The sequence below is a fragment of the Flavobacterium pectinovorum genome (assembly GCF_006438875.1).
Taxonomy (GTDB): domain Bacteria; phylum Bacteroidota; class Bacteroidia; order Flavobacteriales; family Flavobacteriaceae; genus Flavobacterium; species Flavobacterium pectinovorum_A.
Genome location: NZ_RCZH01000002.1, coordinates 258,528 through 285,309 on the forward strand (window position 1 = coordinate 258,528; position 26,782 = coordinate 285,309).

Consider the following 26,782-nt stretch of genomic DNA (forward strand, 5'->3'; position numbering starts at 1 on the left):
ATTTTATAGGCTCTTAATAATAATTTTTAGCGAAAATAAATCTGCGGGAGTTTTAATGTTTTATGAATTAGTTATCGTAAAGGTTTTACAATTAAACGTTGGATAAAAGCAAAAACTATTCATCTCTGAATAGTTTTGGAATTCCATTTTAAGAATGCTTAAGATTTGTCTTCTTCAATTTTTGTAAAAGTGCCCGATATTTTAGCATCTTCTTTTTTATTATCGCTTTTCCAACGCCCCACATTGCTAAAAGTAAATTCACCACTCATTGTAACACCATCAAAATACGTTATTTTTAATTGCCCAATTGTAGTGTTTTGTAAGCTATAAAAACTATTTGAAAGCCCTCCGAAACTTATCCTGAAATCAAAATTAGAAGACTTAACATCATAAATCTGACCCTGTTTTACATCACTTCCAATGTCAAAAGTTATATATCCTGGGCCTTCTAAAGAAATTTCAGTAGCAGAGGCGATATAAACAATGTAACCACTTAAAGAATACCCTTCGTTATATTGCTTTTTACTCCATTTAAAAGTGTGTGTATTTTGATATGTTGGAGGTTTAGAATCGAAATATTCTTGATAAGATATATCATTAATTTTCAATGAAACTTTTGAATCTTTATTAACGCCATCAGCATTAATAACTTCATTTATATCATCAATATCACTACTACAACTATATGACATTGTCATAAGAAAAGTGCAGAAAAAAATCTTCATAAGTAATTTTAAATTATCCATAGTATTGTTTTAAGATTAATATGAACCAAAAATACCTCTATAGACATATTAAATTTTGAACAACTAGTTCTCGTAAAGATTTTATGATTAATCGTAAAAATTATAGCATTGAAGACGTAATTCTACTGTTGTCCCTTCATTTAACTTGGAAATAATAGCTATAGGATTAGAATTATCAGTATGGAATAAGGCAATACGTTCTTTTGCTAATTCAATTCCTTTTGATGTGTGAAGCCTATTTAAATTCATTAATTGCATTCCTTTCCCGTTGTCAATAATTTTACATAACAAAAAGTTATTTTGCTTGTTAAACGAAAGAATTAATTTTGGTTTTTTTGAATGAGAATCAAATGCATGGACAAATACATTTTCAATAAATGGTTGAATTAGCATTGGAGGAATTTCAACTTCAAATAAATCTAATTCTTCAGCAACGATAAGCTCAAACTGAATATGATTTCTAAATCTCATGTTTTCTAGGGCAACATAAGATTTCAGATATTCAATTTCGTCAGATAATGCAATTTTTTGAATTGAGGAATTATTTAATGTTTGACGAATTATCTTCGAAAATTCTCCCATATACATTAAGGCATCATCTGTGTTATTATCAATGATATAATTCTGGATAGAGTTCATTGCGTTAAAGATAAAATGAGGATTCATTTGACTTTGCAATGCCTCCATTTTTGTTTCCACTAAGCGTTTTTGAACCTCCGCCTTTGCTCGTTCCTGCTTTTTTATGAGACGAATACGATTAATATAAATGAAGTATCCACATACAAAAATAAAAATAAAACAGCTTATTAAAAACCACCAAGTTTTCCAAAAAGGCGGAGTTATTACAATATTTAAAATATCATTTGAAGATATTTGACCAGAGTATAAATCTTTGGTTAATAATCTAATTTTATAATTACCATCTGGCAGATAAGTAAGATTAATATTTTTATCTTTTGTCCATTTACTCCAATTAGAATTAGTTAATCCAAATAACTTATATCGGTATTCTAACTTATTAGGGTATTGTGCAAATTGAGGTTCAAATGCAATGGAAATCGTGTTCCTATTATATGGTAATTCAATTTTATCCGAATTATAACTTAACCATTTAAAACGATTTTGATTTATCTTTTCAAAGTTGATTTCAATTCCCGTAATTTTAATTTTTCTGGCTGTGCTTTTTGTTGAAAAGTAATTTTTAAAATCGAACTCATAATAACCATTTTGAGTTCCCATTTTCAAAACTGTACCATTAATATTTGAGGATGTAAAAGTCTTACCAGTCAATCCTTGTTCTTCATCAATTAAACGAACTGTACCATTTTTATAAATATTCAGTCCTTTTTCTGTGCCAATAAATAAACAATCTTTATAACATTCTAAAAACGAGATTGAATTTCCAATTAATTCTTTACGGTCAATCTTCTTAATGATTTTAAATCCTTTTGAAACATCAATAATAAAAATATCGCCAAAAGAATTTGCAATTACAAGCTCTTTATTATCATTTATTTTAGCTTGAACCAATTCATTTTCTTTCCAAATATTATTGAAATAGTATGAATAAAATTTTCCGTTTTTATAACTATATAATCCATTAGAAGACGAAGTTATAAAATGCTTATCCTGAATTTTCAGAATAGCAAATCCTTCTTTAGGATTATTTAAATTATTTGATTCATATTCCTTATAAGCACTACTATATTTAAAGTTTTCTGCGGTGCAAAATCTTCCATAAGCAACTTGGAATATAATTTTATTAGGATTCTCAAAATCAAAAGCACTACTTGAATAAGGATAATATTCTTCAATAATCCCTTTATCGTTTACTCCGAACAATCCAATAGTTGAATTTATCCAAATTATTGAATTTATAATTTTAAGTCCCCTTAACTCAAATGCATTTAAACTAGTCTTTGCAAAAGGGGTAAAGTATTCAAAGTGTTTTAATTGAGGTTTGGTTTTAAAACTTTTTTGGGCAAACTCAAAAAAGTTTTGATTGGAAATTTCATTTTGAATCTCATTTTCTTTTAAAAAAATCAATCCCGCTTTATGCAACATTAAATTCTTATTATGAAAATTCGCTATAGATACTATGTCTAGTCTTGATTTATTAAAATCTGAGGCAGAATAATACTTAATTTGTTCTTTTATGTCTATTTTATACAATCCTTTATTAATTGTTGCTACATACAGATTGTCCGTTTTGGAATCGTAAAACAAACTCCAAACTTCTGAACTTTCAACTCCATATACATCATTTTGGTTAATAATTTTGTTATTGATTATTTTATAAATTCCGCCTGTAGCAAAATTAATTCCGTTTCCCGCAACATATGTCACACCTCTTTTATCTGTAGTAAAATTCCAGAAAACACTAGTTCCGAAATGAATATTAGAATCTTTATTTGCCAAATAATCTTTTACACTAATCCTACTTATAGATTCATTAATTGCATCTCCGTGACAAATAAAAAGGCTGTCTCTCTTTTTGTAAATTGAAAATATATCAGGCTGTTTGTGATTTACAAGTTTTATATTTTTTGCTTTTAAATCAATTTTCCAAAAACCATCATTAAAAGTTCCAAAATATACTTCAGAATTAATTTCAACAAAACTCATTACCTGAAATAGATTTCTGAGTCCAATAATTTTTTTACTAAAAATGATTTTTTTAGAATTGATATCAAGGACAGAAATTCCAAATTCTGTTCCTATATAAAGGAAGTTCCTATGAATAAATAATCGTCGGATTTTGTCATGAATTAGTCCTTTCTTCTTATCAAAAACTTCAAATTTTTTGCCATTATAAAAAGTTAAACCTCCTCCATGACTACCAAACCACATGTTATGATTTCTATCTTCAACAATCGCCCAACAACTATTATGAGCCAATCCATCAGAAACATAGTAATTCTTTACTCCTCCATTTTGAATTGCCGATAATCCATTTGCTGTTCCAACCCACAGAATTCCCCTGCTATCCTTATATATAGAATAAACACTATTATTTGGCAGTCCATCAATTGTAGAGAAATTCTCTGATGGAAATTTTTGTGAAAAAGCTATTTCAACAAAACAAAGCAGTATAAATAAAAGATTACTTTTTCTGAATGATAGCATTTATAAATTCTTCTTTTTTTCTAACAGATACAGGAAGACTTTCCCCATTGCTAAGTTCTACAAGGAGTTCATTGGTTTTGTTAAATCGAGTAACATAATTCAGGTTTACTAAATATGATTTATGAATTCTTTGAAAAATGGAACTTGGAAGAAGCTCTTCAATGTATTTCAAAGTTTTAGACAAAGTAATATTTCTGCCATCTAAGCAAACAATTTTACAATAGTTACTATCTGCTTCACAATACAGTATTGCGTTCGTTTTAAGCAACTCAAATCCATTTTCCGTTGGTAATGCTATCCTATTGTATTCTGAGCCACCAGTATCAATATTTTCTAAAAGCAATCTTAGTTTTTCTTCTTGCGATGCTTTGTTTTGTTTGCTATCATACTTTTTAATAGTCTCCAACAAATCGATATAATTGATTGGTTTTAACAGATAATCTAAAGCACTGCATTTTATAGCATCAATTGCAAACTCAGAATGAGCGGTAGTAAAAATAACTTCAAATTTTACTTTGTTTAATTCTTTCAAAAGTTGAAAACCGTTTTTATTAGGCATTTGAACATCTAGAAAAACTAATTCTGGATTATATTTTTCTATAGATACAATAGCTTCATCAACACTTTCGCACTTATCAAGAATTAGAAATTTATTTGGAAAATAACGCGTTAAAAGTTTTTCTAAGAACTCTCTTGCGTTGTATTCATCGTCTACAATTATAGTTTTAATCATTTGATAAATGTAAAATATTTTATTTATTTGATAAGATTCAATTAGTAAACGTACATTAAAGTGGAGTAATCGGATTATAAATCTATTGTGCAAAAAAAATAGAATATACTATCTTAGACGAATTAAGAAAACATTTTTTTTAAAATTAACTACTTCTTTTATTATGAATAAAAATGTATTAGATTTTTGGCAAAAATATGAACTAATAGAATCTACAAAAACATTTATAGCAATTTCTAATAATCCAAAGAGCTGTAGATTTTGCAATTTAGATGAACAACATACAACTTTTAATACTGAAGCTCATCTTATTCCTGAACTTATGGGCGAAAATAAAATTATAAGTTATGACGAATGTGATAAATGTAATAATAAATTTAGTGGATTTGAATCCCATTTATCTATATTTTTCAGACCTTATTTAACAATAATGGGGGTAAAAGGGAAAAAAAAAGTTCCAACCTTTCAATCAAGAACGGAAGATGGAAATGAACATACAAGAACTATTATAACAGTCAATGACAACAAACGAAATGTTATCTTACAGAACCTCGATGATTATCAAATTAGTAAAGAGAACAAGACTTTCACAATAACATTTAGAAAGCCCCCTCATAAACCTTTTCTAGTTTATAAATCTCTTGTTAAAATTGCGTTGTCACTTTTACCTAGTGAAAAAATCAAAGACTATAAAAATGTGTTCGATTGGATTCTAGACAAGTCAAATGAAACAGATGCATTTATCACTGCATTTATCACTGTGATAAAAGCGGGGAAATTCCGAAAACCTTTTGCTGAATTATATTCTGCAAAAAGAATCTATTATAAAAATCACTTTTTACCCGAAATGACTTGTATAATTGGTTTTGGGAATGTTGTCGTTCAAATATTTCTTCCCTTATCAAATACGTTTGATTATCAAAAAGCAAAATTAAAAACCCCCAATTTAAACTTATTCCCCTCAGTCATTTATGACAAAAACAAAACTGTATTTAATTTTAAAGCAATTGATTTAATTGAAAAAAACTCTATAACTTATAATGAAATACTGCATTTTTCTTTTGAAGATGCCGAAATTAATATACCTCGATGATAACTATATTATTTTGAGATAGGTTGAATTAATTTCCCATCAATTTTTATTAAGTTAAAATCAACATCTTTTGTTGCTGTGGTAAATGCTTCATCAGAATTTTCAAAAGAAGCAAAAATTAATATTTGAGAATCTTTGTATTGAGATATCTTTTTTAAAAAATTATGAAAACTTTCAATTGCGGCATCCTGTTGCTTCKGCTCATCCATCATAATCAATCTTGGATGGTTACCATTGAATTTTATAGAAGTATTTAACAAACTAAATGTGTAAGCCCAAATACATCTAATAAAGTCACTCCCAGACGAATCGAATCTTATATCATAATCTTTTGTTTCGTCACCAAATGGTTTACGTATAACAGGTAAATAGTTTTCCCTAGACAAATGAATTACCTCACTTTGTTGGCTTGTATAGCTAAATTCCTTAAGTAAAATTTTAAAATTCTGTTCTAAGAAGTTTAATTTTTCATTGTCCAAACTTGAGAAATAATTTCTAGGCAATCCATTTTCGTCTGAGATAATTTTTTCCCATTCTTTAGAAAGTTTTTTTAAATCTTCTAGTAAAAGATTGAAATCTTCCAGATATTTACTATAAAACTCTATTCTTTTTTTTAGGTTAAGACGATTTTCAATTTCAATAATGGATGGAAGTCTTTCATCAGAAATTAATTCTTTTTTAATTTGTCTTACATTGGCTCTGGCTTCTGATAACTTTGCCCTATAAGCATCCAACTTTTTTTCTTTTTCTTTGATTGTTCTCTTCTGACCATCAATATAAACTGAAATCATTTTTATTTGAGCATCGATAAAATCAATATTTTCATCCAAGCGCATTGGAATTTGTTCTACTTCCAAAGGTAATAGCGAATCTTTTAAATCTTGATTACAAGTTGGACAGTTATTATTAGCAATTTGTAAATTAAAATCTGAGCCTAGATTTTTAACTTTTAAAGCTCCCTTGTTTTTTCGTAAATCATCCTTAAGCAAGTCTAACTGATTTCTATAACTACGAAGTTTATCTACATCAAAATTTAATTCCGTTGATAATAATTCAAAATTTAACGACAGTTTATTTATAAAAAGATTTAATTTCTCTAATTGAGATTCATCATTGGAAATATTTTGCCCCACAGAATAAATAGATTTATTTTCAGTCGCTTTTAATTCTTCTATTTGTAAATCAATGTAATCTGAGATTGAATAATCAACTTCGTCTTTAGTCAGCAAAACATTAATTTTACTGTAATCGTTTATAATAATAGGTTTTTGTTCAATACCAATTATTTTTCCTCCTCCTTTTTCAGCATGCCTAACGAATTGATTATTTAGTGATATCCATTTTTCTTCAATTAATCTTTTTGTAAAAGCAATTCTTTGTTTTCTCTTTTTATTTTCTGTTACATCTAATTTTAATAAAAACTCTATTGCTCTAGCTTCTTTATTTGTTAAACTGTAATATGGCATTGTTGCAAAAAAATCAGACCAGCCTGATTTTTGCTCAATCATAAAAGATGAAGCTATCTGCTGTATATAAAGCTTTCTTGAATCTCCAGAATTACTTAAAACATTAGGAAGATTCCAATTTAAAAAGTTCTCCAAAAATAAATGAAACCCATAAATTTCATCCGTTGCACCACCCTTGTCATGAATGTACATAGGTTTAAAATCAACAATGTTACCTTCACTTTCATCAATATATTTACCAAAATAAACATCTACAAGTTGTGGTTTCCTACCTGAATTGCTTGCTACACTTCGCTTGACAGTGATAACATCTTGTTTGTCATTTTCAATTTCAAGATAAACGAAGGACTGTATTACTTGATGGAAAGAACCTTCAGGAAATTCTACTTGGTCTCTAAAAACCGACTGCATAGTCTTTTCATTCTTTCCTCCAATAATCTCTTCAAAACCTAAACAATATGTTATTGCCTGAAAGAGACTACTTTTACCACTGGTATTATTAGCTCTAACAATATTCAATCCTTCCGTAAACTGATATTGTGAGCCATACAATCCTGATATTGTATTTATTTCAAACTTAATTTTATTAATTTTCAACATTGAATAATGACCATTTATTTGAAATAGATTCTATTCTATTATCTGTTATTTTTCTTTTCCCAACAAAATTCAAAAACTCTAATTCTTCATGAAAAACATCGTTTTTTTTAATCAGTTTAAAAAATTCTTTACCTTTTTCTATCAATAAATACTTACCCCCTTCAATTTTGCAAATCTCTTCTGCTACACAAAATAATAACGCTCTGTTGAGTGCAGGTTCTATACCCCACACTGTCATTTCTGCAACATAATTATTCTTAATCAGCTCTAATACTTCATCTTTATTTTTATCATTTTTTAATGCCCAACTCAATAGGTGCAATTTCAATAAACTAGACTTATTTCCAGTACAAGTAAGGCTTAAAATCATTACAATTTGGGCAATTTTATACATTGGTCTATAATCTGCAGGAATAGAAATTGGCTTTTTAGAAAATTTCAAACTTTTAATTTCAAAATCACTCATAATTATTCAAAATTTATTGGACATCTCAAAATCCAGTCTGCCATTACTTGATTTGTTAGATTGATAATCATTTCCTGTTCTAATTTTGGAAACGCAATATTAAGTTTATCAGTAACTAAATCTTTAAAGCTAAAATATAACTGATTTTTATCTTCCACAGGAAACATACATTTTTCGACTACCTCATTTTCAACTAGACTAACAATTGCTAAAAATTTTTCATATTCGGTAGGATATTGGTTTTCCCACGTTCTCAATAATATATTTCCTCCTAAAAAAGATGCAATTGTTTTTTCAGTTAATATATCTACTCTTTCATCGACATTATTTGCACTGCTATCAAACCTTGATAAATGTTTTTTCTGAGCATTTTCAACTAATGATATTTCACTATCTTTCCATTTTAACTTTTCTCCCTCAGTGATTTCATCATTCGGAGATAAATTAATTTTTTGATTCGTAGAATCTAAAGCTAGTGCTAGGTGTGGGTGAAGAAAATTAATATCTTCAAAAATAATTTCAAAATTTTCATTATCAACAATAGATAACTGCCAAGATTTAACTTCATCTCTCTTTGATGTACAATGCGCAACTATGTCATTCTTGCTATGAAGAGGAGTAACAAAATACCATTTGTTGATTTTAGTGTCTCCTAAAAAAGTCTTTAACTGTTTCTCATAGGTTTTAAGCTTTTTCAAATCTTTAGTTATTTTATCCCTGTGTTTTTCATATAAATCAGAGCTTGAATATGTTTCATCAGGGCAATAACATTGAAAAACTTTACCAGTACGAGTAAAGCCTTCTATTCCATAATCGCCAGGCGTTGCTTTAACTTCGATATAAACTTCTTCTCTAAAATTCTGCTTAAAACAAATTTGACAAATATATTCCCATTTGTCTCCATCAAATGTTCCGAATTCAGTTTTTATCATTCTTTGAAATTAATTAGGTTCTAAAATTAATAAAATTTTATCAAGAATATGTTTATATTGTAAGCAATTAAAAAACATGTTATCAAGTGATAAAAGATATACCTAATTCAAGTGAATATCAAAATGTAGGCATCGAATGTTTACTTCAAGCCTATGATAATATTTGCAATGTAGATAATGCATTAAGTCCCGAAACTCCTCGCGATAAAATTTGGAATTATAATCAGATTGTTTTAAGAACCTCTCTTGTACTAATTCATCAAGGAATTGAAGGATTACTAAAATCTGAAATTTGCAAAAAATCTCCCCTACTTTTAATTGATAGAAAAAGAAGTGATTGGAAAACTTTACCAAATAGCGGAGATGAGTCTTTTTCTGATTTCAATACAATTGGTGGAGATGACTTATTAAAAACATTCTATGCTTGTGTTAATTTAAAAGAAATACATGATGATTTTCCAACCCACTATGAAGATATAAGAATTAAGCGTAATAAGATTGTTCATGGATTAGGCACAGAAAATCTAACGCCTGAATATGTATTAAAATTAATTTTAAATTCATTTACTTATCTGCTAGGAAAAGATAGCTTTTGGGATTCGGTATTGAATAAGTTTTATGAACATCCGGGATTTGAACATGATGATTCTCATGTTGAATGGCAAGACTCCAATCAATATATGAGAATAGAATATCTAAATGTTTTCTTAGGAAAAGGAGAATTAAAAAAACATTTTTCTGTTAACATAACTGCAAGAGAATATTTATGTCCATTTTGCATTGAAAAAGCTGAAGAAATAACCGAAGAAGGAATTCTAAGACCCGATAGTAAATGGGCATTTCTAAACCCTAATCAACCAAATTCAACAGATATGTCTTGTATTATTTGTCGAACGGATTTTGGAGTAATAAGAGAGGATTGTATTAAGGAAGATTGCAAAGGCAATGTAAAATACTTGCTTGAAGACGAAGATTTAGGAGACGAAGAAATATGGGTATGCTTAACTTGCTGGAACGAAGAGACAAAAAAATAATTTTGTAGTGTTTCACTAACTGTGTAAGTGAGACACTACCATGAAATTTTAGAAAATGAAGCGGTTAATACAATCTGCAAAATCATTTGATTTAAATTAATTGATGAGCAATTTTAACATCTGTTACTCTATAAGTTAGGACTTCTATACATTCCATTTTATTCTCTTTAAAAAGAACAATATTTTTTCCGCCAACATGTAATGAACTATTAAACATTATTCCATCAGCATCAGAAAGACTTCTTATAAACTCACAAATAAATTGTGTTGGAATATACTCTAATTCAGAATCATATCTTCTTAATGGTTTGGATAGGTCAGCACTTATGCTTTTCTTTAATAATACGCTTTTAACATATTCTTTTATGTTCTCAATATTTAAAAAAAGGCTCAAACTTTCTGTAAAATCAACTAACGAAATGACCTCCCCTTTTTTTGCAACAAATTTAGCGACACTTACTTCATCTAGATAAGTGGCTCTGGTCTCATAGAAAGTTGTACTTTCCGAAGTACTTAAATACAGATATGGAATTCCTTGTGGGTTAGCTCTTCCTGCACTAGATTTTTCCTTTGACGGACTTCCCATTTCATTTAAATTATAAGCAACTTGTGCATCATTGGAATGAATTCTTGCCCGAAAAAGTATTTCTCCATCAGGTAGAGAGTTATTCCGTGCAAAAAATTTATCCCATCGCAACTCTTCAAATAAATTCAAGTTTGTTAAAAAACGCCTTTCCCATTTCAAATCTTCTTTTAATAATGTCCAAAAGGAAGTACTTTCAATTATCTCGTGCTCATAAACAACATTTTTGGTTGGAATATCAATTGTAGAACCTAATTTGGATAGAACTTCTGCTAAAATACTATGTCCTTTATCTTTATTTGCAAATAGCCCCCAATCATTATCTATTAATTGCAGTAAAGAAACTCCGTCATCAGATTCTTCAAAAGAATTTAAAAATTCTGCAAAAAAATCTAATAGTTCATCAATACTTATTAGCTCGGAATCAACTTTGATTTCACAAAAATTACAATTACCTCTTGAAGATGAATTTGACTCTATAAATCTTTTTAAATCACTATCATTGAAACAATTACTACAAACATTCATAATTTTAGTAAAATTAAATAATCTGATTCATTAATTCTAGGTGGTTTTTTATAGCAATCTTTTTTACCATTCCAAGCCCTGGATATTTAGACTCTTTAAGATAATTTCTCAACTCATTTGTTGCTTCGTTATGAATATTATTTGAATCAATAAATTTAACAGCTTTTTCCAAAGCTTCTTTAAATTTACCTTGTATATCAGCCCTATCAAAATTACTCGTAGATGTAAAATGTCTTATCCAAACCTCATTATTGTCTTTTTTATAAGTTAAGTGTATGGCAACTGCAAAGGGAGCGCTCCCTCCTTCAATAAAGTCACTAACAAGGACTGTATAGTCTGAAAAGCCCGAATACCCTTCTTCTTTATAAAATAAATGTTCTTCAGAGAATTTTTCCGCAGACATTTCTAAATAATCACTATTTCGTTTTTGTCCACTAAATTTATCATCTAATCTAATAAGATGCTTATCCTGTCCTAACAGAGTTCTTTTTAAAGTCCTGTTCTCTTGAGAAAGAACTATATATTTCACATTTTCAGAAAAAATTAACTGATTAAAACTATGATTACTTGTATCCGTTAATCCATTGCAGATTATCATTACATTTGAATAACCCGTTTCAATAATCAGTTTCTCTATTTCATAATAATTATTTGAAACAACAAAGGCAGGAATCCAACTGTCTTCTCCTATTAAACAATCCCCTAAACCCTCAACTATTTGACTATAATTATCAATTTCTCCTACTTGGGGATTTAGTATTAAGGCAAACTTTACATTTGCATCTCTTAGAATCGGCAAGGCAATCTTCATGCTATTGAAAGTTTTTTTGACGGGTTCGATTATTGGAATCACATTGTTACGCCCTCCTCGACAACCTGCAAATTCTCTTAATGCAATTAACTCAAATTGCCTTCCTCTTAAATATGGATAATACATAGTTCTAAATTTGTATTGGTTTATTTAATTTTTCAACTAAAATCTGATAAGTTCTGTCATCAATATTCAATGCTAATCCAATCTGTCTTAATTCTTTAAAAAAAGATTTTATATTTATGGTATTAGATTTACGCTTCTTTAATTGTTCAATAAACAATATATTTAAGTCTTCTAAAGGAATTTGTTTTATTAAAGCACTACAAATATCAAACATATTAAAACTATTCATTTTAGGTAGTTCTCCATAATATTGATTAATAATTGATTTATACTCATTCGTTCTTATTGAACGGATAATGCTTTCTGGGTCTATGTCTAAATTTATTTTTGCAGGTCTTATTTCAGTCATTTTTAGAGACCTTGGATAGTTATTTAAAGCAATTATTCCGACGGAATCATCCTCTTTTAAGTATTTATCAATTAATGCTTCATGAGTAACAATATAAGATTCTTTAAAAATCTTACGATAATCTGATAGTTGCCCATTAAGCCTTTTATTTGAATCTAATTCCGTTTTAATTTCGAAAGCTTTACTTGTTCCATTAAATAAAACAATATCTGCTATAGAGCCTCCTACTCTAAACTCATTTATTGCAATAGTATCTTTTACCCCATAAGAGTTTATAAGCAATTCATTTATAAAAGTATTTTTATATACATACTCATTTCTATATTGTTTACTTAACTCTTTATAAACAAAACGGATATAATCATAATAAGTACTAATACCATTTCCAACCTTTAATTGGTCGTACATAGCGATTTTAGAATTTATAAACGAATAATCATCATTCCGTAATAACTTTAAAAAATATGTACTTGAAAAGATTGAAGAATAGCTCCTCATTCTATTCAATTCTATATTTTTATTTTTATTTTTCATTTTCTCTCTACTTGCAGATTGTTTTTGCAAAGGTAATTTAATCATTTGCTTTAAAGACAATTTAATGTATTGGATATGCTATAGAAAAAAGCAAACAATTTTACTGAAATGTATTTATTGTGAATGGATAAATAAATTAAGTAATTAAATTACTCATTATTGTTTTTTGTAATTATTAAATAAAAATCTGTCAAATTTCTCATTGTCACAAGCAGAATATGTACAACTAAAAAAACCATTATGGAATATATTACTAATTTAACACTATGATTAATTTGAAACAAATTAGAAATCAAAGGCATTAGTAGACAGCCAATTATTATTAATATCTCTAAAATAACTGAGTATGTAAAATTAATTAGAATTAATTCATATAATGTTATGTTTTTCCTTCCTTTTTTAAAGTTTGTAATAATCCTCTTTATTTCTTCGAGATTTTTACCACCTCCCGTAGTAATTATAGTAATTACCGCAATCGAAAAACCTAATAGAACTCCCAAAATATTTATAGAGTTGTCTTTAAACATTTTATAAGCTGATAAATCATATTTACAGTTAAAAAAAAATAGTAGTAAACAAAATAGAATGGGAAAAAACCATTCATAAATTATTATCCTTTTGTTTAAAGTTTTAAAATAATCAAGAAATAAAAGTATAAACTCTAAATACATACTTTAAAAGTTTTGGATTGCAAGATTCATTTCATTAAAAACTTCGTGGGTTACTGGTTCACCTGTTATTTCATTTATTTCTGGTGAAATATATTCTTGACGCTCAATAAAATCTGTATTAATAATAACTTCATTATTATCCATATTACGACCTACTAGCCTTATTCTTCTGACACTATTATTACCTCCATTTAAAAAAGCAAAAGTATCTCTTGCAAAATCTGCAATTGATTCCATTTTTTTAGATTTAACAGATAAAATAACTTCATGCTTAACTTCATTCAAATTATCTGAATAATTCAATGCTTCACCTCCCAACATCTGTTTATCGACATATATATCTGCACATGTAACGCGAGATAAATTGTTAATTTCTTCTAAAAAGTTATCTTTTACTACAGTTTCAAACTTAAATTGAATTGGTTCATCCAATTGAGCTCCGTAATGGTTCAAATATCTTACGAACTGACTAATAGAGATGCCATGTAAATGCTTTTCTAACAAAAGAATCAAATCATTATTGACAAAATTAGTTACTAAATGTGTTTTCTCAATTTCACCTTCTGCTATATCCTTAGGACTTTCTCTTTCATCAACAGTTTCTTTATGAATTAAATTTGGTCTGTAACTATGAGTAGCACTTTTAAAAATTACATTTGTCTGATTATCATTCTGATAAAAAACAACACTATCAAGAATACAAAACTTATTATTGCCCAAACTGAAATTTTTATGAGTTTTGTCTAAGCCATTAATATAGTTAATGACATTCTTAAAGGATTCATTTAAATTTAAATCTTCATTAATAAGACATAAATAATAAAATCCTATTTTTCTTTTTTTTCGAGGCATATTAAGGTTTTTTTCTTTTTTACTACAAATAAGTTATTCCAATCTTTAAAGCAAATAACTTAAATATATTCATCATCCTTTTACGGAAAACCATATTTAAACAAAATATTAATCATGGCTAACAAGAGTAATGAATTACGCAATACCAAACAATACGTATTTATACTCCTTTTTCAATAATACTCGATAACTGAAAATGACCCTATAAAAAGCTATTTCTAAAACTTACTAATCAATAATTTTTTATACGCGTAAGATAATTTTTTCAAATCCTCAATAAATAAATTCGACAATTCAACTGTAAAGGGTACAAAAACCTCTTCGAAAGAAGAGGTTTTTTTGGTTTTAAACCTTTTTATAAAACTAAATTCATCCCTTTTTTTCGTTTTAAACCTCTTTGTTATAGCAACATAAAAGTTGCTAACTTTGTATTTACAAATTATAACAGTTATAAAATGGAAAAAATAGAACACATCAATTATATCAAATCTCCTATCGCAGATGTCTATAAGGCACTAACAACGCAAGAAGGACTTGGTGCTGTTTGGACAGAGGAATTGCTTGTTAAACCAGAACTGGGGTTTATCAATGAATTTGGTTTTGGAGATAATGATCTTACAAAAATGAAAATATTGGAATTGTCCCCAAACAAAAGAATACTATGGGAATGTGTAGATTCTGATCCGGAATGGATTGGAACTGGCATTTCATTCGATCTAAGAGAGAAAGACGGAGTAACGGCAGTTGTTCTAAAACATTTCGATTGGCGCGAACTAACCGAATTTTACCAATGGTGTAATTACAATTGGGCAATGTTCCTTTTAAGCCTCAAAAGTTATTGCGAAGATGGTAAAGGAACACCTTATCAAAAGCGGAAATTTTAGGTTTGGTAAATACTACAAAAAACTATTCTATTTCTAAGATAAATTAAAAGAGATAGCTCAAAATCTGTCTCTTTTTGTTTTAAAATTAATCTCTTAATCCTTTGGCTTATGGATATGAGGTTTCAAATCAGGATGCTTTGGCTGATTTGGTGGAGTAACTCGCCTTCTTTCATCTGGAGTTCCATCAGGTGTGTTAGGCTTCGGGCCTAGTTTAATTGCTTCAATTTTTCCCATAACAAGTGTTTCTAAGTTAAATATTATTTTCTACAAGACCTATGATAAGTCTATGTATTACCAACAAATAACATTAATAAAAACATCCTGTTAATACGCAAAACCATAATCAACAAATAAATTTTGCAATTCAATAGTATCTATTAAATAAATGAGGAAAGCGTTTTTTAGTTTCTTTCATAACATCTTCATGAGAATAAACTCTTCCATTAGCAATATCTTATAAAGCTTCATCAATTGCTTTTTTTACAAGTTCACTAACCTCATATTTTTTCAAACTATCTTCAAAATCTTTTTCGTTAACTTTTTTCATAATTAATCTTTTCACAATAATACGCTTTGCGCAACACATCTAATACTATAATAAGACAATATTCCCTTTCATTCCCAACCTATTAAATTATTCTCAACAACCAATTTATATTAAAATTATTTTGCTATGTTTGTAAGTGTAAAATAAACACTTAATTATGAAACGACTATTATTACTAACCATTTTTGGGATATTTCTCAATTCATTTGCTCAAAAAAAACCAAATTCATTTTTCACAAATTCTGAGAAGACTATAAAAATAGGCTTCGAAATGAATTCGAAAAACACTCCAACTTACACCATATTATATAATGACAAAATTGTTCTTAATACTTCTGAACTTGGAATTATTCGTGAAGACGCTAATTTCTATTCCGATTTAAAACTGATTAAAATCTCTGAACCAAAAAAAGTAACGGACCACTACTCGATGCTTCAGGGAAAACGAAAAGATATTTCGTACTCAGCCAATCAATATATTGTCAGCCTTCAGAATTCTAAAGATGAACCGATGGAAATTATTTTCCAGCTTTCTAAAGATGGTGTTGCGCTTCGATATAACTTCCCTTCAGCATCAAAAGAACTCAAAAAAATAGTTGAAGAAAAAACGACTTATAACTTTGACTCTTCGGCGAAAGCCTGGCTACAACCTATGTCTAAAGCCAAAACTGGTTGGAAAGAAACAAATCCGGCTTACGAAGAACATTATGCAATGGGTGTTCCTGTAAATACGAAACCGGCAATTGGCGAAGGTTGGGTTTATCCCGCACTTTTCGAAACTAACAACAATTGGGTTTTGATCACCGAAACTGGTTTACACAATAAATATTGCGGAACAAGATTGGTGTATAATGAAAATGCAAAAGCCATGCAGGTTACTTTTCCTCAAAAAGAAGAAATTTTCCCAAATGGCGCGTTAAATCCAGAATCGGAATTACCTTGGATTACACCGTGGCGCATTATAACGATTGGTTCTTTGAATACGATTACTGAAAGTACTTTAGGAACCGACCTTGCCGATCCTGCTATAAAAATGGATACTTCTTTTATTAAAGGCGGTCTTTCATCCTGGAGCTGGGTTTTATTAAAAGATGATTCTGTAAACTATGAAACCACGCATCAGTTTATTGAATATGCATCGAAAATGAATTGGCCTTATTGTTTGATTGATGCTGATTGGGATACGAGAATTGGTGATGAGAAAATGAAGGAATTAGTAGCTTTTGGAAAAACTAAAAATGTAAAATTATTGGTTTGGTACAATTCATCCGGTTCCTGGAATAGCACCGAATATCACCCAAAGAATAAATTATTGACCCATGAAAACAGAGCTTTCGAATTTAAAAGACTCAACGATTTAGGCATAGCTGGAATTAAAGTTGACTTTTTTGGAGGCGACGGACAATCGATGATTGCATATTACCATGATATGCTAAAAGATGCTGCCGATTATAAACTAATGATCAATTTGCACGGTGCAACTTTGCCTCGCGGATGGCAACGAACTTATCCGAATTTAGTGACTACCGAAGCTGTAAAAGGATATGAATACATTACCTTTTTCCAGGAAATTGCAGATTTAGAACCGAGTCATTGTGCCATGTTACCTTTTGCCAGAAATGCTTTTGACCCAATGGATTTCACTCCGATGGCTTTAGATAAAATTCCGAATATTAATAGAAAAACAACTCCTGCTTTTGAATTGGCTTTGCCGGTTTTATTTTTATCGGGTATTCAACATATTGCAGAAATACCGGAAGGAATGGCTAAAATGCCGTCTTACGTTGTCGATTATTTAAAAGATATTCCAACGAATTGGGACGATTCAAAATTCATTAGTGGATTTCCGGGAAAATATATTATAATGGCAAGAAGAAGTGGAAACACTTGGCACATTGTGGGTATTAATGGCGAAAATTCCCCGAAAGAAATCAAAGTTGATTTGTCTTTTGTAAAAAACCAAAAAGGCTTTATTATTCTGGAAGATGAAAAAGGTTTTAAACAAGAATTTATTTCTAAAAATCAAAAACTGACTGTAAAACTGAAGCCAAATGGTGGGTTTGTGGTAAAAATATAAAGTTTTTTTCTACCATATAAGTTATATAAGTTCATTTAATTTGTCGTGCTTTAGGATGTGAGTAACCAAGAGATCTTCCTTCATAAGGATGACAAGATTGCGCAAAAACAAACGATTTTAGGAATCGATAATTTAAGACAAAGCAATTAAATGAACTATATAACTTATATGGTAAAAATTTCACATGTCGCATTGTGCGAAATAGGAAAATTGCAAGAGTTCGCGATAAAACACAATTGATTTGCTTTTGTGTGTAACTCTATTGCTAACTCAATCTTATCGTGACTTGAAATCTTTACTTTAGGATTTAACCGCACTTCTGTAAAACGTCCACTTCCGTCAGGAGAAACTTCGAGCGTTGCTTCGGCATTGTCTGAATATTCCAAAACTTCGATTCCGTTTTGATAGCAGACATATAAGTATGACATCATATGGCAGGAAACCAAACTGCTTAACAATAAATCTTCGGGATTGTATAATTCTGGATCGCCTTTGAAGGCTTTTGCTGCTGACACATTTAAAATAGGTTTTCCTTCTATATTAATTTGATGGCTTTTACTATAAAATCTCTTTGCTGAATTTTCTTGAATTTGCCTTGATACCCAGTTTGCTTCTGCTTGAAATTGATGTTTAATTGCCATAATTATTATTGTTTTTTTCGCCACGAATTCCACGAATTTACGCAAATCGATGGGTTAAAAAAAATTCGTGCTAATTCGTGAAATTTGTGGCAAAATTAACTACAAACAAAAAACCTCGAAAGCATAACTTTCGAGGTTTCGTAGAGAATTACTAAAATTACTAAACAAATTCTAAAACTATTTTTTTACTGAGAACTTAAAAACAGTTTTAGTCTTATATTTTTCTCCCGGGTTTAAAACCGTTGTTGGAAAGTTTTTCTGGTTTGGAGAATCCGGATAATGTTCTGTTTCCAGACAAAGTCCAGTTCTGTGAGCGTATGTTTTTCCATCACGCGTTGGTAAAGTTCCGTCAAGGAAATTTCCGGAGTAAAACTGAATTCCGGGTTCATCAGTTGTCATTTCCATAACTCTTCCGCTTGCTGCGTGATACACTTTTGCTATGATTGTTTTTCCTTTTTCAGGATTGTTCAATACCCAGCAATGATCGTAACCTTTTCCTCTTTCTAATTGTTCGTTTTTAACCTCGATGTCTTTTCCAATTAATTTTGGTGTTCTGAAATCGAAAGGCGTATTGGCTACATCTTCTAATTTTCCTGTTGGAATAAGAGTAGCATCTACAGGAACTAATTTATCAGCATTTAAAGTCAATTCGTGATCTAAGATTGTTTTTGAGAAATCTCCTGATAAATTGAAATAAGAATGCTGAGTCAAATTCACCACTGTTTTCTTATCAGTCGTTGCTTCATAAAGTACTTCTAACTGATTATCGTTTGTCAAAGTATAAGTCACAAAAACTTGTAGATTTCCCGGATAACCTTCTTCCATATCTTTACTTAAATAAGATAATTTCAAAGAAGCCGTGTTTCCTGATTTAACCTCATCAGCTTTCCAAACAACGTTAAAATATCCCTGCGGTCCACCGTGCAAAGCATTTGGCGCATTATTAATTGCTAATTGATATTCTTTTCCGTCAAGCGAAAATTTTCCTTTAGCAATTCGGTTTCCGTATCTTCCTATCAAAGCTCCAAAGAATGGATTTTCTTTTTCGTATTGTCCCAAAGAATTGAATCCAATTACTACATTTTCCGAAACACCTTCTTTATTAGGTACTTTCAAATCTGTAATTCTTCCTCCAAAAGTGATGATATCAACTTCCATCCCATTTTGGTTTTTCAACTTATAACTATCTACCTTTTCTCCTTTTGCAGTAGTTCCATAAGAAGATTTTTCGATTGTAACTGTAGCTTTTTCATCCGAAGAAACTGTTGTAGCATCCATTTTTTTATCGCTTTTGCATTGAACTGAAATTGCCGCCAAACTCATAAGACTGATTCCGAAAATGCAACGTTTTAATACATTCATAAATAATAGTTTTTAGTATTGTGAAAAGTGAAATGTAAGATATAAAAAAATTAAAAGCGACAAAATTTTAAGACCTCTAAACCTCTGCCTCTTTGAACCTTTGTACCTTCAACTAAAGTCCATGTTGAAACAAATGATAATACGCTTCATTGGCATTGATTTTATCTTTAAAGTCTCTAACGGTTGTTTTTTCGTCAATAACCAATAATTCGATTCCAGCGATATCTGCAAAATCTTCCATATATTCTGTTGTGATCGCTTGACTGTAAACGGTATGATGTGCTCCTCCTGCTAAAATCCAGGCTGTTGCTGCGATATCAAGGTTTGGTTTACAATCCCATAAAACTCTCGCCACCGGTAATTTTGGTAAATCAGCCATTGGTTTAACCGCTTCAACTTCGTTTACGATCAAACGGAAACGATTCCCCATATCAATCAACGAAACATTGATTGCAGCTCCTGCAGGAGAATTAAATACCAAACGTGCAGGATCTTCTTTTCCTCCAATTCCTAACGGATGCACTTCGCAAGAAGGTTTTGCCTCTGCAATTGATGGACAAATTTCTAACATATGAGATCCTAAAACATACGATTTTTGTGGCGTGAAATGGTAGGTGTAATCTTCCATGAAAGAAGTTCCTCCTTCAAGACCAACATTCATTACTTTTAATGCACGAACCATTGCAGCGGTTTTCCAGTCGCCTTCGCCACCAAAACCATAACCATCGGCCATTAATCTTTGTGTTGCAATTCCCGGAAGTTGCTTCCAAACTCCAAGGTTTTCAAACGTATCTGTAAAGGCTCCAAAACCTCCTTCTTCAAGGAAAGCTCTTAAGCCTAATTCTATTTTTGCTGCTTCTACTAATGAACTTCTTTGCGCTCCGCCTTCTTTTAAAGAATCAGTTAATGAATAAGAAGATTCATAAACTGCCAATAAAGCATTTAATTGTTGATCCGTAACTTTCTCGATATGTTTCGTCACATCCGAAGAATCATATCCATTAACAGACATTCCGAAACGAATCTGAGCTTCTACTTTATCACCTTCCGTAACGGCAACTTCACGCATATTGTCTCCAATACGGGCTACTTTTAAGTTTTGAAGTTCATCCCAACCCAAAGCTACTCTTGTCCAAACGCCTAGTTTATTTAAAACGCGAGGATCTTCCCAATGTCCTACAACTACTTTACGTTTTTTACGCATTCTTGACATGATAAAACCAAACTCACGATCTCCGTGCGCCGATTGATTCAGGTTCATGAAATCCATATCGATAGTTCCCCACGGAATTTCGGCATTGTATTGTGTATGCAAATGGCATAATGGTTTCTTTAAAATACTTAATCCGCCAATCCACATTTTAGCCGGAGAAAAAGTGTGCATCCAGGCAATAATCCCAATACAGTTTTTTGTCGAGTTTGCTTCTAAACATAAATCCAGAATTTGCTTAGGCGATTTTAAAGTGTCTTTGCAAACAATTTTTACCGGAATGTGTGATGAAGCATCTAAACCTTTTGCCATAATCGCAGCATGTTCCGCCACTAATTTTAATGTTTCTGGTCCGTATAATTCCTGGCTTCCTACTACAAACCAAACTTCTTTTTGAGATATATCTATCATTTCTTTATTTTGTTTCAAGTTTTCTTTGTTTCAAGTTTCAAGTTCTGAAACCGTCGAAAATCTTTGTTGAATATTATTTTGTTATTTTTGTTCAAGTTTGAAGTTGAATCCTAAATCTAAAATCGTTAATCTAAAATCTAAAATTCACTATTGTCCGTAGTACGAATCTTTTCCGTGTTTACGGTTGTAATGTTTTTTTATTAGGGAATCTTTTAATCTTGGTGCGTTTGGGTTTATTTGTAAAGTCAGATACGCCATTTCGGCTACGACTTCTAAAACCTTACTGTTGTAGACGGCTTTCGCTGCGTTTTTTCCCCAGGCAAATGGACCGTGATTTCCAATTAAAACCATTTCTACTTCTTCGTAGGAAAGGTTTTTTTCTTTGAAACAATCCAAAATCTGAATTCCGGTATTGTGTTCATAGTTTCCTTCGATAAGCGAATCTGCCATCGGTGGCGCACACGGAATATCAGCTGTTAAATGATCGGCATGCGTAGTTCCGAAGATTGGAATATCTCGCTGTGACTGCGCCCAGGCAACTGAATAAGTTGCGTGCGTATGAGCAACTCCACCAATATTTGGCCAATTTTTATAAAGGTAAGCATGCGTTTTTGTGTCCGAAGAAGGACGCATAGAACCTTCAATAATATTATTGTCAAAATCGACAATTACGATATCTTCCGGTTTTAAATCTTCATACGGAACGCCGCTTGGTTTAATGGCAAAAACACTATTTTTTCTGTCGACTGCACTCACATTCCCAAAAGTATATACGACCAAATTCAATGCATTTAACTGCATATTGGCTTCGTAACATTCTTGTTTTAAATCTTTATAAAGAGAACTCATGTTGTGTTATTTTAATAGTTGGATCTTCGTAAGCACTTAATTGATCGTACGCGAGTAACAGTTTATGATACGCCGCTACTTTATCTAATTGAGGAAAATATTCTCCGTCAAAATCACTTCCTATTTTTTGGCTTGCTTCAATTACATTTGGATAAATTCCGGCTGCAACTGCTGCATAAATTGCCGCTCCCAAAGCAGGAGTCTGATCTGAAGCTGCAATTTTAATTGGCTTGTTTAAAACGTTAGCCAAAGTCTGCATGATAAAAGGTGATTTTCTGGCAACACCACCAATTCCGATAACGCTGTCGATTTTTACACCTTCTTCTTCAAAACGATCTACGATTTTCTTCGCTCCAAAACAAATTGCATTTACTAAAGCTTTGAAAATATGTGGTGCTTTTGTTCCTAATGATAAATTCGAAATCGCACTTTTTAATTCCTGATTAGCATCCGGAGTTCTGCGTCCGTTGATCCAGTCTAAAGCAATTGGAAGACTGTCTGACACTGGAATTTTATCAGCTTCTTTTGTTAATTCCACAATTAATTTATCGCTGAATTCTTCTCTTAATTGTTCTTTTTGAGCATCATTTAAAACTGTTGAAGCTGTTAATAAATGATCTGTTGGCCAAAGCAATAATTCTTTGTACCAAGCCAATAAATCTCCAAAAGCAGATTGTCCGGCTTCTAAACCAATAAATCCCGGAATTACAGATCCATCAACTTGTCCGCAGATTCCGCGTACTGTTTTTGTGCCTACTTCATCATAAGAACCAACCAAAATATCACAGGTTGAAGTTCCCATAACGCGAACCAAAGTATTTTCTCCAATTTTTGCTCCAACAGCTCCTGAATGTGCATCGAAAGTTCCTACGGCGATAACGGTATCTGTAGAAAGCCCTAAACGATCTGCCCATTCTTTGCTTAAATTTCCGGCAACTAAATCAGATGTATAGGTTTCATCATATAAATTTCCGCGAAGTGTTGCCAAATACGGATGCAGTTTTCCTAAAAATTCTGCCGGCGGCAAACCATTCCAGTCTTCGTGCCACATGGCTTTGTGACCCGCGGCGCAACGACTTCTTTTAAAAGTTTTTAAATCTTTATCTTCAATTAATAAATAGGTCATTAAATCGCAGTGTTCCATCCAGGTGTGCGCTGCATTTCGAACAGCTTCATCTTCTCTCGCAATGTGCAGAATTTTTGCCCAAAACCATTCTGATGAATAAATTCCGCCTACATATTTTGTTACGTTTTCTCCGCCCCAGCTTACTGCCAGTTCGTTGATTTCGTTTGCTTCATTTATAGAAGTATGATCTTTCCAAAGTACCATCATCGCATTCGGATTTTCCTCAAAACCTTTTGTCAAAGCCAGTGGAATTCCTTCTTTAGTTACAGGAACAGGAGAAGATCCCGTTGTATCGATACAGATTGCGCGTACTTGCGACGGATCAACTTTGCTTTCTTTTATAACGGTTTGAATCGTGATTTCCAATCCTTCAATATGATCTAATGGATGTTGACGAAATTGATTTATGGATGCGTCACAATATTGCTTGTTTTTCCATCTTTTATAATGAGAAACATTTGACGCCAGTTCTTGCCCATTTTCAGTATCTATTAGCATCGCTCGAACAGAATCTGTTCCGTAGTCCAATCCTATAACGTAATTTTTCATTCGAAATTCATTTTATAATAATGACAAATATAAATATAATTAATTTATAAGTGTATAAAAAACACTTAATAAAAACAGACCACCTAATTTTTGCAAATAATGCATCAAAACAGGGATTTGGACTCAAAACAAAAAATAAACGTTTGTTTTACATTTATTCTGTTGCGATTATTTCATCTTAATTTTCAAAACGGTAACTGAGTATGCCGGAAAATCATATTGAATTTTACCTCCGTTTACTTTAAACTCACTTTCTTTAGGGCTAATTTTGGTTGGAGCCTCAAAAGAATTCTCATCATTTATTCCGTCTCCTTTTAAAGTTATAGCAGTTCCTTTTGAATCTAATTTTGCTCCTTTTACATCAATTGAAACATTTTGAGTTGTTGCTGCAGCGTTTACAATTTTCAGGATTACTTCTTTAGAATTAAGATCTTTTACCGCAGATGCAAACAAATCGTTTTGACCGGTAACTGCTTTTCCGTCTTTTGTAATGTTGATTAAATCGGTTCCTTTATTGTTAGAGAATAATTTCTGAACATAATAATTGGGCGTTCCATAAGATTGCAAATTATTGAACCAAATCATATCCGGTGTCCATTGCCAGCCTTCAACGTGAGCCAATAACGGTGCATAAGAAGTCAAGTGAACAACCTCAGCATTACGCTCCATTCCGGTCATGAAAGCGGCTTCTGAGAAAGCACATTCCCAGTTGTTTTTGTTATCCGGACTTGCAATCGCTACACTTTGTGCTGCATATTCTCCTGCAAAAATCTTTGGTCCTTTACGGTCGTAATTGTCGTAACGTGTTACATTTTTACGGAACCATGCCGGATCTTTATAATAATGTTCGTCAACGATTTCTGCGTTCAGTTTTTTAAGTTCGGCCATGCCGTAATCAAAATAATCTCCGTCAGGATATGGTCCTGTTCCCGAAACAATTATGATGTTTGGATATTTTGCTTTGATGGCTTTTTGAAATACTTTGAAACGCTCGATATAATCAGGTCCCCATTGCTCATTTCCAACTCCAATATGTTTTAAATTAAAAGGTTTTGGATGTCCCATATCGGATCTGACTTTTCCCCAAGCTGTCGTTTGATCACCGTTTGCAAATTCAATTAAATCTAAAGCATCTTGTACATAAGGGTCGATTTGATCCATCGGAACTAATTCTCCTGTATTGAACTGACAAGCCATTCCGCAACTTAAAATTGGTAACGGTGAAGCTCCGATATCTTCCGCAAGCTGGAAATATTCGAAGAATCCTAAACCAAAACTCTGAAAATAATCCGGTGCCAATTTATGTGCAAACTCGGTATTCCAACGGTTAATCATCGTTTCTCTATCCTCAACATTTCCAATTGATTTTTTCCATTGGTAACGCAATGCCAGTGTTTTTCCTTCTACAATACAACCTCCCGGGAAACGTAAAAATCCTGGTTTCAAGTCGTATAATAATTGTACTAAATCAGCACGCATTCCGTTTTTTCTGCCTTTCCAGGTATCTTCCGGAAACAATGAAATCGCATCTAGATCTATTACTCCTGTTCCTTCAAAAGTGATTCTGATTTGTGCTTTTGCTTCCGTTGCCGTTACTGTTAATTGTGCCGTATAATTGGTCCAGTCTTTTGATGTTGGAACAATCGAAGTTTCGCCTAAAACCTTTTTGTTTTTATCAATAAATTGGATTTTAATCTTAGAAATATCTCCTGAAACTTTTGAAGCTTTCAGTGATAAATTATATTTCAAATCTTTCTTGATTCCCATACCTCTGAAACCTTCGTTGATCATTTCATAACCGCTTGCATCGTTGATTGTCACTCGGCAATAATTATGATTCGTTCCTTTTTGCGAATACTGAATAATATTGGCAATTCCGGATTGTAGGTTTAGTTTGTGTCGGTCGCTGTTTGGTTCGTTCCATCCCATCATTGGGGTTTCGAATTCGAATGATCTGTTTTTGATCATTTCGGCATATAATCCTCCATCAGCAGCAAAATTGATATCTTCAAAAAAGACTCCGTACATTGTTGGTTCGATTTTAGTAATTGATTTTAAGGCATCTACCTGAAGATTATTTTTTTGTGCCGAAGCTAAAAAGCCGTTCAGCAATAAACCGCAAAGGGTCATTTTGGTAATTAAATTGGACTTCATTTTATTTTTTTTGTGTTTTAATGGCACGCGGATGATACTGATTCACTAAAGTGAAAACGCGGATAAAAACGGATTTTTATTTTTTTGTTTCACGCAGATTTTTGCAGATCTGAGCAGATTTATTTTCTAATCTTTGACGGTTTAAACACATAGAATCATAGATTTTGATTCTGAAAAAAGGCATTTCATTTTTTTAAATTCATCCCGAAACTTCGGGACTATGTATGCAAATCTAGATTTGTTTTATACTCTTTTTATTCATTTTAAAATCTATGTCTCTATGTGTTTAAATATTTTTTCTCGCAGATTTGGCAGATCAAGC

20 protein-coding genes are annotated in these 26,782 nt (G+C 31.2%); 4 read left to right on the top strand and 16 right to left on the bottom strand.

Going from position 1 to position 26,782, the window contains the following annotated elements:
• Window positions 1–158: 158 nt before the first annotated feature.
• The 3 genes from EAH81_RS03465 to EAH81_RS03475 form a co-directional block, all read right to left on the bottom strand.
• Complete coding sequence (locus EAH81_RS03465) at window positions 159–725, bottom strand: hypothetical protein (protein WP_140503784.1); 567 nt, start codon at window positions 723–725, stop codon at window positions 159–161.
• 108 nt (window positions 726–833) lie between these two features.
• Entirely contained in the window at window positions 834–3,872 is a 3,039-nt protein-coding gene (locus EAH81_RS03470) for a histidine kinase (RefSeq protein ID WP_140503786.1), read from the bottom strand.
• Complete coding sequence (locus EAH81_RS03475) at window positions 3,850–4,605, bottom strand: LytR/AlgR family response regulator transcription factor (RefSeq protein WP_140503788.1); 756 nt, start codon at window positions 4,603–4,605, stop codon at window positions 3,850–3,852. Before EAH81_RS03475 ends, EAH81_RS03470 begins: the two co-directional genes overlap by 23 nt.
• 163 nt (window positions 4,606–4,768) lie before the next feature.
• Between EAH81_RS03475 and EAH81_RS03480 the strand changes: the two genes are divergently transcribed.
• Entirely contained in the window at window positions 4,769–5,698 is a 930-nt protein-coding gene (locus tag EAH81_RS03480) for an HNH endonuclease (RefSeq protein WP_140503791.1), read from the top strand.
• A gap of 8 nt (window positions 5,699–5,706) precedes the next feature.
• Here the strand turns inward: EAH81_RS03480 and EAH81_RS03485 are convergent, their stop codons facing one another.
• The 3 genes from EAH81_RS03485 to EAH81_RS03495 are packed head-to-tail and all read right to left on the bottom strand — an operon-like array spanning window position 5,707 to window position 9,162.
• A complete protein-coding gene (locus EAH81_RS03485) occupies window positions 5,707–7,764 on the bottom strand; it encodes an AAA family ATPase (RefSeq protein WP_140503794.1) in 2,058 nt (685 codons plus the stop codon).
• Entirely contained in the window at window positions 7,751–8,230 is a 480-nt protein-coding gene (locus tag EAH81_RS03490) for a hypothetical protein (protein WP_140503796.1), read from the bottom strand. Before EAH81_RS03490 ends, EAH81_RS03485 begins: the two co-directional genes overlap by 14 nt.
• Window positions 8,231–8,232: 2 nt before the next feature.
• On the bottom strand, window positions 8,233–9,162 hold the full coding sequence (locus EAH81_RS03495) for a hypothetical protein (protein WP_140503799.1): 930 nt from the start codon (window positions 9,160–9,162) through the stop codon (window positions 8,233–8,235).
• Between the two features lie 86 nt (window positions 9,163–9,248).
• Between EAH81_RS03495 and EAH81_RS03500 the strand changes: the two genes are divergently transcribed.
• Entirely contained in the window at window positions 9,249–10,196 is a 948-nt protein-coding gene (locus EAH81_RS03500) for a hypothetical protein (RefSeq protein ID WP_140503801.1), read from the top strand.
• Window positions 10,197–10,287: 91 nt separating this feature from the next.
• Here the strand turns inward: EAH81_RS03500 and EAH81_RS03505 are convergent, their stop codons facing one another.
• The 4 genes from EAH81_RS03505 to EAH81_RS03520 all read right to left on the bottom strand — a co-directional run bounded on the left by EAH81_RS03505 (window position 10,288) and on the right by EAH81_RS03520 (window position 14,650).
• The gene (locus tag EAH81_RS03505) at window positions 10,288–11,307 is read right to left on the bottom strand and encodes an RES family NAD+ phosphorylase (RefSeq protein WP_140503804.1); all 1,020 of its coding nucleotides are present in this window, start codon (window positions 11,305–11,307) and stop codon (window positions 10,288–10,290) included.
• A gap of 13 nt (window positions 11,308–11,320) precedes the next feature.
• Window positions 11,321–12,244 (bottom strand): sce7725 family protein, encoded by a 924-nt coding sequence (locus EAH81_RS03510; protein ID WP_140503806.1) that lies wholly within the window; start codon window positions 12,242–12,244, stop codon window positions 11,321–11,323.
• Between the two features lie 4 nt (window positions 12,245–12,248).
• Window positions 12,249–13,172, bottom strand: coding sequence for a sce7726 family protein (locus EAH81_RS03515; RefSeq protein WP_140503808.1), 924 nt, complete (start codon window positions 13,170–13,172; stop codon window positions 12,249–12,251).
• A 629-nt stretch (window positions 13,173–13,801) separates the two neighbouring features.
• Window positions 13,802–14,650 carry a hypothetical protein gene (locus EAH81_RS03520; RefSeq protein WP_140503810.1) on the bottom strand — a complete coding sequence of 283 codons (849 nt, stop codon included), beginning with the start codon at window positions 14,648–14,650 and terminating at the stop codon, window positions 13,802–13,804.
• 455 nt (window positions 14,651–15,105) lie between these two features.
• Here EAH81_RS03520 and EAH81_RS03525 point away from each other — a divergent pair, with 455 nt between their 5' ends.
• A complete protein-coding gene (locus tag EAH81_RS03525; protein WP_140503813.1) occupies window positions 15,106–15,534 on the top strand; it encodes an SRPBCC family protein in 429 nt (142 codons plus the stop codon).
• A gap of 704 nt (window positions 15,535–16,238) precedes the next feature.
• On the top strand, window positions 16,239–18,158 hold the full coding sequence (locus EAH81_RS03530) for a glycoside hydrolase family 97 protein (protein WP_140503815.1): 1,920 nt from the start codon (window positions 16,239–16,241) through the stop codon (window positions 18,156–18,158).
• 164 nt (window positions 18,159–18,322) lie between these two features.
• Here EAH81_RS03530 and EAH81_RS03535 read toward each other — a convergent pair whose 3' ends face one another.
• From EAH81_RS03535 to EAH81_RS03560, 6 genes are all read right to left on the bottom strand, one after another.
• Window positions 18,323–18,799: an OsmC family protein gene (locus tag EAH81_RS03535; protein ID WP_140503818.1), complete on the bottom strand. Its 477-nt coding sequence runs from the start codon at window positions 18,797–18,799 to the stop codon at window positions 18,323–18,325.
• A gap of 177 nt (window positions 18,800–18,976) precedes the next feature.
• A complete protein-coding gene (locus tag EAH81_RS03540) occupies window positions 18,977–20,161 on the bottom strand; it encodes an aldose epimerase family protein (RefSeq protein ID WP_140503820.1) in 1,185 nt (394 codons plus the stop codon).
• 112 nt (window positions 20,162–20,273) lie between these two features.
• Window positions 20,274–21,782: an L-arabinose isomerase gene (gene araA, locus EAH81_RS03545; RefSeq protein ID WP_140503822.1), complete on the bottom strand. Its 1,509-nt coding sequence runs from the start codon at window positions 21,780–21,782 to the stop codon at window positions 20,274–20,276.
• A 147-nt stretch (window positions 21,783–21,929) separates the two neighbouring features.
• Entirely contained in the window at window positions 21,930–22,631 is a 702-nt protein-coding gene (locus tag EAH81_RS03550; RefSeq protein ID WP_140503825.1) for an L-ribulose-5-phosphate 4-epimerase, read from the bottom strand.
• Window positions 22,615–24,306: a ribulokinase gene (locus EAH81_RS03555; RefSeq protein ID WP_140503827.1), complete on the bottom strand. Its 1,692-nt coding sequence runs from the start codon at window positions 24,304–24,306 to the stop codon at window positions 22,615–22,617. Before EAH81_RS03555 ends, EAH81_RS03550 begins: the two co-directional genes overlap by 17 nt.
• 168 nt (window positions 24,307–24,474) lie before the next feature.
• Window positions 24,475–26,460 carry an alpha-L-arabinofuranosidase C-terminal domain-containing protein gene (locus EAH81_RS03560; RefSeq protein WP_140503829.1) on the bottom strand — a complete coding sequence of 662 codons (1,986 nt, stop codon included), beginning with the start codon at window positions 26,458–26,460 and terminating at the stop codon, window positions 24,475–24,477.
• Window positions 26,461–26,782 lie beyond the last annotated feature (322 nt).